The organism is Streptomyces sp. 11x1 (assembly GCF_032598905.1).
Taxonomy (GTDB): domain Bacteria; phylum Actinomycetota; class Actinomycetes; order Streptomycetales; family Streptomycetaceae; genus Streptomyces.
In genome coordinates, this window is the sequence record NZ_CP122458.1 from 7,439,295 (window position 1) to 7,451,774 (window position 12,480).

Annotated in this window: 11 protein-coding genes; 6 read left to right on the top strand and 5 right to left on the bottom strand. The window is 72.2% G+C overall.

Annotation, left to right across the window (positions count from 1 at the left end):
• The first annotated feature begins 242 nt into the window (after positions 1-242).
• The 4 genes from P8T65_RS32655 (at position 243) to P8T65_RS32670 (ending at position 3,654) form a co-directional block, all read left to right on the top strand.
• Positions 243-821: a WHG domain-containing protein gene (locus P8T65_RS32655; RefSeq protein ID WP_316728780.1), complete on the top strand. Its 579-nt coding sequence runs from the start codon at positions 243-245 to the stop codon at positions 819-821.
• Between the two features lie 98 nt (positions 822-919).
• Entirely contained in the window at positions 920-2,089 is a 1,170-nt protein-coding gene (locus P8T65_RS32660) for a GDSL-type esterase/lipase family protein (RefSeq protein WP_316728781.1), read from the top strand.
• A 117-nt stretch (positions 2,090-2,206) separates the two neighbouring features.
• Positions 2,207-3,040 (top strand): EI24 domain-containing protein, encoded by an 834-nt coding sequence (locus P8T65_RS32665; RefSeq protein ID WP_316728782.1) that lies wholly within the window; start codon positions 2,207-2,209, stop codon positions 3,038-3,040.
• On the top strand, positions 3,037-3,654 hold the full coding sequence (locus P8T65_RS32670) for a LysE family transporter (RefSeq protein WP_316728783.1): 618 nt from the start codon (positions 3,037-3,039) through the stop codon (positions 3,652-3,654). Before P8T65_RS32665 ends, P8T65_RS32670 begins: the two co-directional genes overlap by 4 nt.
• Here the strand turns inward: P8T65_RS32670 and P8T65_RS32675 are convergent.
• Together P8T65_RS32675 and P8T65_RS32680 are read right to left on the bottom strand one after the other, a co-directional pair.
• Positions 3,626-4,972 carry a pyroglutamyl peptidase gene (locus P8T65_RS32675; RefSeq protein ID WP_316728784.1) on the bottom strand — a complete coding sequence of 449 codons (1,347 nt, stop codon included), beginning with the start codon at positions 4,970-4,972 and terminating at the stop codon, positions 3,626-3,628. The genes P8T65_RS32670 and P8T65_RS32675 overlap by 29 nt on opposite strands.
• A 110-nt stretch (positions 4,973-5,082) precedes the next feature.
• Positions 5,083-5,688 (bottom strand): TetR/AcrR family transcriptional regulator, encoded by a 606-nt coding sequence (locus P8T65_RS32680; protein ID WP_316728785.1) that lies wholly within the window; start codon positions 5,686-5,688, stop codon positions 5,083-5,085.
• A 116-nt stretch (positions 5,689-5,804) separates the two neighbouring features.
• Between P8T65_RS32680 and P8T65_RS32685 the strand changes: the two genes are divergently transcribed.
• Positions 5,805-8,279 carry a glycoside hydrolase family 3 C-terminal domain-containing protein gene (locus P8T65_RS32685; protein WP_316728786.1) on the top strand — a complete coding sequence of 825 codons (2,475 nt, stop codon included), beginning with the start codon at positions 5,805-5,807 and terminating at the stop codon, positions 8,277-8,279.
• Positions 8,280-8,302: 23 nt separating this feature from the next.
• Here P8T65_RS32685 and P8T65_RS32690 read toward each other — a convergent pair whose 3' ends face one another.
• The gene (locus tag P8T65_RS32690) at positions 8,303-9,292 is read right to left on the bottom strand and encodes an aldose epimerase family protein (RefSeq protein ID WP_316728787.1); all 990 of its coding nucleotides are present in this window, start codon (positions 9,290-9,292) and stop codon (positions 8,303-8,305) included.
• Positions 9,293-9,307: 15 nt separating this feature from the next.
• Positions 9,308-10,207 (bottom strand): SGNH/GDSL hydrolase family protein, encoded by a 900-nt coding sequence (locus P8T65_RS32695; protein ID WP_316728788.1) that lies wholly within the window; start codon positions 10,205-10,207, stop codon positions 9,308-9,310.
• Positions 10,208-10,496: 289 nt separating this feature from the next.
• On the opposite strand from P8T65_RS32695, the gene P8T65_RS32700 reads away from it, so the two are divergent.
• The gene (locus tag P8T65_RS32700) at positions 10,497-10,991 is read left to right on the top strand and encodes a DUF3145 domain-containing protein (RefSeq protein ID WP_152168417.1); all 495 of its coding nucleotides are present in this window, start codon (positions 10,497-10,499) and stop codon (positions 10,989-10,991) included.
• A 187-nt stretch (positions 10,992-11,178) separates the two neighbouring features.
• Here P8T65_RS32700 and fabF read toward each other — a convergent pair whose 3' ends face one another.
• Complete coding sequence (gene fabF, locus P8T65_RS32705; protein ID WP_184894639.1) at positions 11,179-12,450, bottom strand: beta-ketoacyl-ACP synthase II; 1,272 nt, start codon at positions 12,448-12,450, stop codon at positions 11,179-11,181.
• Positions 12,451-12,480: the final 30 nt, after the last annotated feature.

Here is a 12,480-nt window from a genome sequence, read left to right on the forward strand (position 1 = left end):
GGAGTGGGGTTCCTTCTGGAGCGGTTCCTACGACGTGCCGGTGCGGGTGACGACGAACGGCCGGCCACGGGCCGGTCGACCACAGGTGGTCTACATGTTCGACTCCCGGGCAACAAGAGGGCACAGACGACACAGGCACTCAGGAAACCGTCGTAACCTAGGGAGCATCTCAACTTGCCTAAAACATTTAGGAAACTGCATAATCGTCACCGCCGAACGGAACGGAAGGACGGGGCCAGGGCATGGCACGCGCGGGGCTCAGCCCGGAACGTCTCGCCCTGGCGGGCGCCGAGTTGGCCGACGAGATCGGCTTCGACGAGGTGACCGTCTCGGAGTTGGCCCGCCGCTTCGACGTGAAGGTCGCGAGCCTGTACTCGCACGTACGCAACTCCCAGGACCTCAGGACCCGGATCGCGCTCCTCGCCCTGGAGGAGATGGCCGACCGGGGCGCCACCGCACTCGCCGGCCGGGCCGGGAAGGACGCGCTGGCGGCCCTGGGCGACGTGTACCGCGACTACGCCCGCGCGCACCCCGGCCGGTACGCGGCGGCACAACTCCGACTGGACCCCGAGGTGGCCGCGGCGAGCGCCGGCGGCCGCCACGCACAGATGACCAGGGCGATCCTGCGCGGCTACGACCTCACCGAGCCGGACCAGACGCACGCCGTCCGACTCCTCGGCAGCGTCTTCCACGGCTACGTCAGCCTGGAGGCGGCCGGCGGTTTCAGTCACAGCGCCCCCGACTCGCAGGAGAGCTGGGAACGCGTCCTGGACGCCCTCGACGCCCTGCTGCGCAACTGGCCGCCACCGCCGCCCGGTTGACCTCCGCGAGCCCGCCGCCGGCAACGGCCGCCCTGAGGGCGCCCCGCCGCCGACCACCGCCGAACCCACCCTCCCCCCGCCGATCGTCAGGTTGCGCCATGACCTCCCCCTGGATCACCACCCCCATCACCGCCGACCTCCTGCGCGGCGCCCTGGAGCTGGAACGCACCGAACACGGCGTCCTGCCGCACCGGTTGCCGGCCCGGGCCCGCGCCCAGTGCGCCGACCCGCAGCTGGCCATGGTCGAGTCCCAGCCCTCCGGCGTGCGCCTGGTCTTCCGCACCCGCGCCACCGCCGTCGAACTCGACGCCCTGCGCACCAAGCGGACCTATGTGGGCGCCCCACCGCGCCCGGACGGCCTGTACGACCTGGTCGTCGACGGCCGTCCCACGGCCCGGGGGAGTGTGCCGGACGGCAACACCCTGACCCTCGACATGACCACCGGTACGGCGGAACACCGGCCGGGCCGGCCCGGCACGGTGGCCTTCTCCGACCTCCCCGACGGCCTCAAGACGGTCGAGATCTGGCTCCCGCACAACGAGACCACCGAACTCGTCGCCCTGCGCACCGACGCCCCCGTCGAGCCCGCCCCCGACCCGGACCGCCGGGTCTGGCTGCATCACGGCAGCTCCATCAGCCACGGCTCCGACGCCGCGAGCCCCATCGGCATCTGGCCCGCGCACGCCGCCCGGCTGGCCGGAGTCGAACTCGTCAACCTCGGCTTCGGCGGCAGCGCCCTCCTCGACCCCTTCGTCGCCCGCGCCATCCGGGACACCCCGGCCGACCTGATCAGCGTCAAGATCGGCATCAACCTCGTCAACCACGACGTGATGCGGCTGCGCGCCTTCACCCCGGCCGTGCACGGCTTCCTCGACACGATCCGCGAGGGCCACCCCACCGCCCCGCTCCTCGTCGTCTCCCCGATCCTCTGCCCCATCCACGAGGACACCCCCGGCCCCAGCGCCCCCGACCTCACCGGCCTCGCCGAGGGCCGCCTCCGCTTCCGCCCCATGGGCGACCCGGAGGACCTCACCCCCGGCAGGCTCACCCTCCGCGTCATCCGCGACGAACTCGCGGCGATCGTGGCCCACCGCACCCCCGAGGACCCCCACCTCCACTACCTCGACGGCCTCACGCTCTACGGCGAGCAGGACGCCACCACGCTCCCCCTCCCGGACGACCTGCATCCGGACGCGGAGACCCACCACCTGATCGGAGAACGCTTCGCGGAGCTGGCCTTCACGACAGAGGGCGCCTTCGCCCCGTAAGGGGCGCGGGGCTGTATTGATATGCGGCTCCGCCGCGCGGGCGCGACCAGCCACGCACTACCCGCACGCACGCTCCCAGGGAAGGCCCCCTCACCACTCCTCGGTAAAGTTCGGCCCATGCGCGATCTAGGGGTGGGTTTCCAGTACCTCGTCCAGGGCCAACGCTGGGTGGCCAGGCACGGGAAGCAGTACGGCTTCGGCCTGATCCCGGGCCTCATCACCCTGGTCCTCTACATAGCCGCCCTGGTGGCCCTCGCCGTCTGGGGCCCCGACTTCGTCACCTGGGCCACGCCCTTCGCGGACGACTGGTCCAGCCCCTGGCCGGGCCTCTTCCGCGGCTTTCTCACGGCCGTCGTGTTCGCCCTGGCCCTGGCCCTCGCGGTCATCACCTTCACCGCCGTGACCCTCCTCATCGGCCAGCCCTTCTACGAGAACCTCTCGGAGAAGGTCGACCGGGACGTCTCACCGGACGGCACCGCCCCGGAGTCCGACCTGCCGCTGTGGCGGGAGCTGTGGATCTCGGCCCGGGACAGCCTCCGGGTCCTCCTGCGGGCGCTGGTCTGGGCGATCCTGCTCTTCGCCCTCGGCTTCGTCCCGTTCATCGGCCAGACGGTGGTCCCGGTGATCGGCTTCTTCGTCACCGGCTTCTTCCTCACCGAGGAGCTGACCGCCGTCGCCCTCCAGCGCCGCGGCGTCGAACTCCGCGACCGTCTCACCCTCCTGCGCTCCCGCAAGACCCTCATCTGGGGCTTCGGCACCCCGCTGGGCCTCGCCTTCGTGGTGCCGTTCGTCGCCGTGTTCCTGATGCCGGGCGCGGTCGCGGGCGCCACCCTCATGGCCCGTGACCTGCTGGGCGAGGAGACGACCGGCGAGGACGAACGCAACCGCGTCCCCACCGCCCACCACCCCGCCACCCCGCCCGCGTTCCGCAAGCCGGAGGTCGGCGCGTGAACGAGATCCTCGCCGTCGCCGTCATCACCGTCCTCGCGGTCATCGCCCCCGGCGCCGACTTCGCCATGGTCATCCGCAACAGCTACCTCTACGGCCGTACGACCGGCCTGCTCTCCGCGACCGGCGTCGCGGCCGGCGTCCTCGTGCACGTCACATACACGATGCTCGGCGTGGGCCTGCTGATCGCCTCCTCCACCTTCCTGTTCACGGTGATCAAGCTGGTCGGCGCGGCCTACCTCGTCTACATCGGCGTCCGCACCTTCCGCACCCGCGACGAGGTCACCGTGGACCTGGCACAGCCGACCGTGGCCGTGACCCCGCTCGCCGCCCTGCGCTCCGGCTTCCTGACGAACGTCCTCAACCCCAAGACGACCCTCTTCGTCGTCTCGACGTTCGCCCAGGTCGTCAGCCCTGGCACACCGCTGGTCCAGCAGGCGGGCTACGGCCTGTTCATGGCCCTCGCCCACCTGCTGTGGTTCGGCGTCGTCGCCGTGTTCTTCTCGCACGACCGGATGCGTGCCGTGATGCTGCGCGGCCAGAAGATCCTGAACAAGGCCATCGGCTCCGTCCTGGCCGGCCTCGGCATCAGCCTCGCGTTCGCCCCGTCGCACTGACGGAAGCGTCGGCCGAGGTACCCGCCCCGGAATCCACCGAGGCCTCCAGGGCCACCCGCACGATCTCCCGCACCTGGGCCACGATGTCCACCCGGTTCCGCACGAAGTCGGGATCGGTCACCGTCCCGGTCGCCGGGTCGGTGTTGCCGGTTCCGAACTGCAGGACGGGCGTGTGCACATGCCCGCCCGGCAGCGAGGAGCCGAGCCCCAGCCGGTCGCGCAGGAGCGTCGCCCGGTAGGCGATCTCGTTGGAGAGGTAGTCGCCGCCGCCCCCGGCCCGCGCGGTCGAGCCCGGCGTCGGCCCGTTCGGGCGGACGACCGCCGCCGTGCCGCCGGCCGGTATCTCGGTCACGCTCGTGTTGTCGTAGACGGGGAAGCGTCCGGTCTGCGCGGCGACGATGTCCGCGTACGGCAGGGTCGTGGAGGTCCACTGGGGCTGGGTGGCGGGGTCGGTCACCGGGACGGTCCCGGTCACGCCGATGTTGTCGTTGTCACCGAAGCCGCCGCGCCACGCCCCGTTGGTCCGCTCGATGTCGAAACGGCCCACCCGGCCCTGGCTGACGGTCGCGAAGAGATCCACGCGGGGCAACCGGCTCCCGAGCGTGCGCTCGACGGTGCCGTCCGCGAAGTCCTGCCAGCGGACGGGGAAGACGGCCGTCTCGACGCGGGCGAGCCCTTCGGCGGTCCGGATCACCGTCCCGTCGAGGGCGAGCGCCGTCGCCCCGGACGGGTTGGAGATGCGGACGTCCCGGTCCAGCGTGAAGGGATCGAATCCGGTGACGAGAACCCGCTTCACCCCCTTGCCGCCGTGCGGAAAGCGCAGGGAGTCCTGTCCGCGCGAAGTCCTCTCCAACGTGTCCAGCAGCCGCGCCCTGCGACTGTCACTCAGCTCGAACGACGGCTCCCAGCCGCGTACTTCCCGTGTCATGCCGAGCCGCGCCCAGTACAGCGGCCGGTCGTCGTCCCGGCTCAGATCACCGCCCGCCGGACCCCGCCCCTGGGCCCGGTCCACGGCGCGGGTCCACAGCCGTTCGCCCTGCCGTGCGACGATCCGCTCGGCCTGCGTGTACGACCGCGCCCCGTCCAGGGCCCGCGCGAACTCCGGTGCCACGGTGTCGAATCCGGACCGCCGCAGGATCTCCTGGGGCACGGCCCGGTCGAGCCGCAGCTCCTCGACGGTGGGGGCCGCGGCAGCGGAGACCGCTGCCGGCGTCGAGGGCGAGGCGGAGGCGGAGGCGGGGGCGCTCAGCCCGGCGAGCAGGGCCGCCAGCACTGTCGTCGCTCCGCGTGCCCGCCGGTAAGTCAGTAGGGAGATCACAGGAGTTCGGGTCCTTCCGTCGCTGTTCGGTGCCGTGGGGGTGTCGCTCCGGACGGCGGAAGTATCGCGTGACGGAAGGGGCGCACGCCACGCCCGGCGGACCGGGCACCTCAATCGGCTCGGTCGGCGTCCTCGCCCAGCAGCGCCAGGAAGTCCCGGAACGCCCCCGGCATGTCCACCGTGCCCGGGTCCAGCAGCCACTGGTACTGCAGGCCGTCCATCACGGCCACCAGCAGCGGCGCCGCGCGCTCCGGAGTGAGCCCGCTCGGGAGGCGGTCGCCGTACTCGGCGCGCAGCACCTCGGCCATGGAGCCCCGCACCCGCCCGTACCGCTCGGTGAAGAACTCGCGCGCGGGATGCCCCTCGGTGACGCTCTCGCCGAGCAGCGCGGAGAAGGTCTGCACGATCCCGGGCCGCATGGCGTTGTACTCGACCAGGGAGCCCAGCAGATCGAGGCGCAGCGGGCTGTCGGGCACGGCGTCCCACCGGTCCCGCTCCCGCAGGACGGCGACGAGCAGCGCCTCCTTGGTGGGGAAGTAGTGCAGCAGCCCCTGCTGGGTGAGCCCGACGCGCTCGGCGACCGCGGCCATGCTCGCGCCCCGGTAACCGCGCTCGGCGATCACCTCCAGCGCCGCCAGCACGATCTCCGCGCGCCGCTCCTCACCCCTGACGCTCCGGGTTCCCCTGGTGCCGCTCATGCCGTCACCGTACGGCATCCGAGCCCGCCGGACCGTAGTGAATGTAACGGCAGTATAACGAAACCTACCGATCTACAGGTGGTGCGTGCACGATGGCGGAGACGGAGAACGTGACTCGAAGAGGAGGCACCGCGATGGCGGCAACCCCGGGCACCCGCCCCACCCCGGCCGACGAGGCCCGCGAAGCGGCCGTGGAGAAGGCCCTCGCCAGGCTGGACCTGGACGCCAAGGCGAGGCTCCTCTCCGGCCAGGACATGTGGACCCTGCCCGCGCTGCCCGAGATCGGCCTGCCCTCGCTGGTCATGTCCGACGGCCCCATCGGCGTCCGGGGAATGCGCTGGACCGCCGAGGACCCGTCCGTCGCGCTGCCCTCCCCGACCGCCCTGGCCGCCACCTGGGACCCCGAACTCGCCCGCCGTGCCGGGGTGTTGCTGGCCCAGGAGGCCCGGCGCAAGGGCGTCCACGTCCTGCTCGCCCCCACGGTCAACCTGCACCGCTCACCGCTGGGCGGCCGCCACTTCGAGGCGTACAGCGAGGACCCGTACCTCACCGGCGAGATCGGCTCGGGCTATGTGACGGGCGTGCAGTCCGGCGGCGTCGGCACCACGGTCAAGCACTTCGTCGCCAACGACGCCGAGACCGACCGCTTCACGGTGGACAACCTGGTCTCCGAACGCGCCCTGCGCGAGCTGTACCTGGCCCCGTTCGAGGCGATCGTGGCGGGCGCCCACCCCTGGGGCATCATGACCGCCTACAACCAGGTCAACGGCACCACCATGACCGAGCACCGCCACCTCGTGAACGAGGTCCTGCGCGGCGAGTGGGGCTTCGACGGCTTCAACGTCTCCGACTGGACGGCCGCCCGCTCGACGACCGACGCCCTCACCGGCGGCCTCGACGTCGCCATGCCCGGCCCGAGGACCGTCTACGGCGAGCCCCTGGCCGCCGCCGTCCGCGCCGGCGAGGTCACGGAGGCCGCACTCGACGAGGCGGTCCGCCGCGTTCTGCGTCTGGCCGCCCGCGTCGGCATCCTGGAAGGCGCCGACCCGGTGGTCACCGAACCCCCCGCCCCCGTCGACGGCGAGGCCCTCACCCGCGAGATCGCCCGCCGCTCCTTCGTCCTCGTCCGCAACGACGCACCGGCCGGCCGACCGGACGCTCAGGCGGCCCTCCCCCTCGCGCCCGGTTCGACGGTCGCCCTCAGCGGCGCCGCGGCCCGCGACGCCCGCGTCCTCGGCGGTGGCTCGGCCACCGTCTTCCCCTCCCGCATCGTCTCCCCGCTCGACGGCCTCACCGCGGCCCTCCCCGAGGGTGCGCTGACGTACTCCGTGGGCGCGGACCCCAACGAGGAACTGGCCGTCGCCGACAAGGGGTTCACCCTCCAGGCCGTCTGCCGCGACGTCTCCGGCACGGTCATCGGCACCCGCTCCGCGCCCAACGGCCACATCCAGTGGACGGGTTCGGACCTCCCGGACGGCGTCACCCACACCACCCTGCACACCGTCGAGGTCACCGGCACCTTCACCCCCCGCGAGACCGGCACGCACACCTTCGGCATCAAGGGCCTCGGCGCCTACACCCTCACCGTCGACGGCACCACCCACTTCGACGGCGTCCAGACCACCGACACCGACGACCCCTTCGTGTCGTTCTTCGGCGCTCCCGTCCCCCTGGCCCAGGTAGGCCTGACCGAGGGCACCCCGGTGCGGGTCTCCCTCACCCATGTCGTGGAGCTCGCCCCCGACGCCCCCAGCACGATGCTCGCCTTCTCGCTCTGCCACCGGGACCCCCAGCGTGACCCCGACGACCTGATCGCCGAGGCCGCCCGTGCCGCCCGCGCCGCCGACACGGCCGTCGTCGTGGTCGCCACCACCGAGCGCGTCGAGTCCGAGGGCTTCGACCGCACGGACCTCCGCCTGCCCGGCCGCCAGGACGACCTGGTCCGCGCGGTGGCCGCCGCCAACCCCGCCACGGTCGTGGTCGTCAACGCGGGCTCCCCGGTGCAGCTCCCGTGGCGCGACGAGGTGGCCGCCGTCCTCCTCACCTGGTTCCCCGGCCAGGAGGGCGGCGCCGCCCTCGCCGACGTCCTCACCGGCACCCACGAGCCCGGCGGCCGCCTCCCCACCACCTGGGGCGACCTGTCCGAGGCCCCCGTCACCCAGGTCACCCCCACGTCCGGCGAACTCACCTACGACGAGGGCGTCTTCATCGGATACCGGGCCTGGGACCAGGAGAACAGGACCCCCACATACCCCTTCGGCCACGGCCTCGGCTACACCGACTGGACGTACGAGTCCCTCGACGTCAACGGCACGACGGCCACGGTGAGGGTACGCAACTCGGGCACCCGCGAGGGCCGGGAGACCATCCAGCTCTACCTGGCCCCCACGACCCCGGACGAGAACCGCCCGACCCGCTGGCTGGCGGGCTTCGCGACGGTGGAGGCGGCCCCGGGCGAGACGGCGGAAGCCGTCATCGAACTCCCGCGCCGCGCCTTCGAGATCTGGGACGAGAACACCAACGCGTGGGTGTACGTGGAGGGTTCGTACGAGGTGGCAGCGGGCCGCTCGATCGCCGACCGCCGCATCACGGTGACGGTCGAGGCATAGGGACTCACCCGCGCCCGACCCACCTACGCACGCACCCCGAACCCGTAAACCGTCTCCGACCGATGGACGCCGCCCGGCCGCAACTCCGTACTCGGGAACCGCGGCCGGTTCGGCGAGTCGGGAAAGTGCTGGGTCTCCAGCGCGATCCCGTCTCCGGGCCCGAACGGCCCCTCCAGACGATCCGCCGTGTAGAGCTGCATCCCCGGCTCGGTCGTCGCCACGCCCAACACCCGCCCCGACCCCGGCTCCCACAGCTCGGCGACGGGCTCGGCGCCCTCCGTGACCCCCTTGTCGAGCACGAAGTTGTGGTCGTACCCGCTCCCCACCTTCCGCGCCACCCGGAAGTCGAACCGGGTCCCCTCGACGTCCGTCGGCTCGCCGGCCGGAATCAGGTCCGCGTCGACCGGCGTCACCCGCGACGCGTCGATCCGCAGCTCGTGCCCACCGGCAGGCCCCGACGTCGCCCCGGCCAGGTTCCAGTACGAGTGATTGGTCAGGTTCACCACGGTCGGCGCGTCCGTGACCGCCTCGTACGCGATCCGCAGCGCGCGCCCGTCCTCCGCCAGCGTGTACGTGGCGGAGACCTCCAGCCGCCCGGGGAACCCCTCCTCACCGTCCGGGCTCACCCGCGACAGCCGCACCCCGGCCCCGCCCGCGACGCCCTCCGCCTCCCACACCCGCTTGTCGAAGCCGAGCGGACCGCCGTGCAAGGAGTTCGGCGGATTGTTGCGCACCAGCTCGTACGTCCGCCCGTCGAGGGTGAACCGCCCGCCGGCGATCCGGTTGGCGTACCGGCCGATGAGCGCCCCGAAGAACGGCCCTTGATGGCGCAGGTACCCGTCGATGCCGGCGAACCCCAGCACCACGTCGGCGGTCCGCCCGTCCCGGTCGGGAATCTCGACGGACTGCACGATCCCGCCGTACGTCAGCACGCGCACCCGCGTCCCGCCCCGCTCCAGCGTCCACCGACGCACGGCCGTGCCGTCGGGAAGTGTGCCGAATGGTTCGCTCATGAGCGAGACCCTAGGTCACGACTCCTTGGCGCTGACGATGCGGTACGCGATCTCCGCCAGCCGCGCCTGCCCGTCCACGCTCGGATGGAACCAGTCCCACTGGCTGAGCTGGGCCCGCCCGAAGCGGTAGTCGAAGACGGCGTCCCCGTCGTACCGGCAGTGGCGGTCCTTCGCGCAGACCTCGCGCAGCACGTCGTTGTACGCCTCCACCCGGTCCTGGACGGCGTCGCGCCGCTGCCCGGCCGCCGTGGTGAGGGCGTCCGGGTCGGCCAGCATCGACGGGCAGATGCCCAGCTTCCACACCTGCTTGCCGACCTGGCTGGTACGGCCCTCGGACCACAGCCGCTTCAGATCCGGCACGCTCGCCACGAACACCTGCGCCTTGGGCAGGGCGTCCCGAAGCGTCGCCATCGAGTCCTCGAAGTCCGCGCGGAAGTCGGCCACCGGCGTCATGGCGTCGACGGTCGCGCGGCACGCGTCGTTCGCGCCGACCATCACCGTGACCAGCTCGGGCTCACGGGTCACCGCCCGGGCGATCTGGTTCGGCAGGTCGGCCATCCGGGCCCCGGTGATCGCGTAGTTCCAGCTTCGCTCCAGCGCGCCGGAGCGCCCCAGCAGCCGTACGGCGAGACTGTCGACGGAGACGTCGGTGCCGGTCGCCCAGGACACCTCGGGGCAGTCGGAGAGGACCTTGCACGCGTCGAAGCCCCGGGTGATGGAATCCCCCACGGCGACCAGCGACTCGGGGGTGCTGTCCCAGGCGGGTGTGGGCGTGGGCGACGCGGCGGCACGCGGGCCCGTCCTCTCGGGGCCGGGGGAGTCGCCACCGGTGGCGTCGCACCCGGTCACGGCCAGCAGGACCACGACCGAGACCGCGCCCCACACCGCCCTCGATCGGTGGCGTCGCTTCCGCATGCCCTGGTCCCCTCGTCGGTCCTGCACGTGCAAGTTCCCACCCATCACAACGCACGGGAGTTCCCGACACGGGAGACCGACGAGAACGCCGCGGTGAAAGGTGCGGAGAAAGGTGCAACTGTTCCGTACCGCACACGCGTCCCCCCGGGTGAAACAGCGCCGCGTCCTGGCGTCGGCTCCGACGGTACGTCACACTCCTTGCCCCGCCGCACGGTAGCCTCGCCACGTGGCCGCCCTGCCACTGCCGTTCCGTCAGAACGACAAGATGCCCTGCTCTGTGGAGGCCCCGGTGACGACACGTGGAGTTCTGTACGTGCACTCGGCGCCGCGTGCGCTGTGCCCGCACGTCGAGTGGGCCGTCGCCGGTGTCCTCGGGACCCGCGTGAACCTCGACTGGATCCGCCAGCCGGCCGCCCCGGGCACCTGGCGCTCCGAGTTCTCCTGGCAGGGCCAGGCAGGCACCGCCTCCAAGCTGGCGTCCGCACTGCGCGGCTGGCACCTGCTGCGCTTCGAGGTCACCGCCGAGCCCTGCGCCACCGCCGAGGGCGAGCGCTACAGCTGCACCCCCGACCTCGGCATCTTCCACGCCGTCACCGGCATCCACGGCGACATCCTCATCCCCGAGGACCGCCTGCGCGCGGCGCTGCTCCGAAGCCAACGAGGCGAGACCGACCTGGAGGCCGACCTCTCCAAGCTCCTGGGCAAGCCCTGGGACGACGAGTTGGAGCCGTTCAGATACGCAGGCGAGGGCGCCCCGGTCCGCTGGCTCCACCAGGTGGTGTAACCCTTCCCAGCGCCGGGGGCCCGCGGGTCCTTTGCTTTTGGGGGCGCGGGGCTGTTTTCGATATGCGGATCCGCCGCGCGGGCGCGAGAAGCCCCACCGACCCGCACCCGGCCGACAACGCACGACACAACGACGTGTGGCCCGAATCCCTGAAAGGGACCCGGGCCACACGCGCGTCAGCGAACGATCAAACCGTCCGGAACGCCAGCACCACGTTGTGCCCACCGAACCCGAACGAGTCGTTGAGGGCGGCGATGCGGCCCTCCACCGGCAGCTTGCGAGCCTCGCCCCGCACGATGTCGGCGTTCGCCTCCGCCTCGGGGTCCAGGTCGTTCACATTGATCGTCGGCGGAGCCACCCGGTGGTACAGCGCGAGCACCGTCGCCACCGTCTCGACACCACCGGCGCCGCCCAGCAGATGCCCGGTCATCGACTTCGTCGCCGACACCGCGAAGTGGTCGGTGTCGTCACCGAACACCTTCCGCAGCGCCTTCAGCTCCGCGATGTCACCGGCCGGCGTCGACGTCCCGTGCGCGTTGACGTGCACGATCTCCGCCGGGTCCAGGTCGGTGCTGTCCAGCAGGTTCTGCAGGGCGTGGGCGATGCCCCGCCCCTCCGGCTCCGGCTGCACGATGTCGTGGCCGTCGGCGGAGATGCCCTGGCCCACGGCCTCGGCGTAGACCCGGGCACCCCGCGCCGCCGCGTGCTCCGCCGACTCCAGGACCACGACACCGGCGCCCTCGCCGAGGACGAAGCCGTCACGGCCGGTGTCGTACGGACGGGACGCGCCCTGCGGGTCCTCGTTGTTCTTGGACATCGCCATCATGTTGCCGAACGCGGCGATCGGCAGCGGGTGGATGGCGGCCTCGGTACCACCGGCGATCACGACGTCGGCGCGGCCGGTGCGGATCATCTCGATGGCGTAGCCGATGGCCTCGGCGCCCGACGCGCAGGCGGAGACCGGGGTGTGCACACCGGCGCGCGCGCCGACGTACAGACCGACGTTGGCCGACGGGCCGTTGGGCATCAGCATCGGCACGGTGTGCGGGGAGACACGGCGTACGCCCTTCTCCTTCAGCACGTCGTACTGGTCCAGCAGGGTCGTCACACCACCGATGCCGGAGGCGATGACCGCGCCGACGCGGTCCGCGTCGACGGTGCCGTCGTCGGCCGAGGTCTCCGAGTAACCGGCGTCGGCCCACGCCTCCTTGGCCGCGATCAGCGCGAACTGCGCCGAGCGGTCCAGCCGACGGGCCTGAGGCCGGGGGATGACCTCGGTCGGCTCCACGGCGATCTGCGCGGCGATGCGGACCGCCTGGTCGGCGGCCCACTCCTGCTCCAGGGGACCGACACCGGACTTGCCGGCGACCAGCCCCTCCCAGGTGGAAGTCGCGTCGCCACCCAGCGGTGTGGTTGCGCCGATACCGGTGACGACCACGGTGCGATTGGTCGAGCTCACGGGAATGTTCTCCAACGGTTACGAGGATTC

Bases quoted from the DNA above. Each gene is read 5' to 3' on its own strand.
- P8T65_RS32665 (WP_316728782.1), top strand. From the start codon at position 2,207: ATGCGCGATCTAGGGGTGGGTTTCCAGTACCTCGTCCAGGGCCAACGC.
- P8T65_RS32695 (WP_316728788.1), bottom strand. From the start codon at position 10,207: ATGCGGAAGCGACGCCACCGATCGAGGGCGGTGTGGGGCGCGGTCTCG.
- P8T65_RS32655 (WP_316728780.1), top strand. From the start codon at position 243: ATGGCACGCGCGGGGCTCAGCCCGGAACGTCTCGCCCTGGCGGGCGCC.
- P8T65_RS32690 (WP_316728787.1), bottom strand. From the start codon at position 9,292: ATGAGCGAACCATTCGGCACACTTCCCGACGGCACGGCCGTGCGTCGG.
- P8T65_RS32660 (WP_316728781.1), top strand. From the start codon at position 920: ATGACCTCCCCCTGGATCACCACCCCCATCACCGCCGACCTCCTGCGC.
- P8T65_RS32680 (WP_316728785.1), bottom strand. From the start codon at position 5,688: ATGCCGTACGGTGACGGCATGAGCGGCACCAGGGGAACCCGGAGCGTC.
- P8T65_RS32685 (WP_316728786.1), top strand. From the start codon at position 5,805: ATGGCGGCAACCCCGGGCACCCGCCCCACCCCGGCCGACGAGGCCCGC.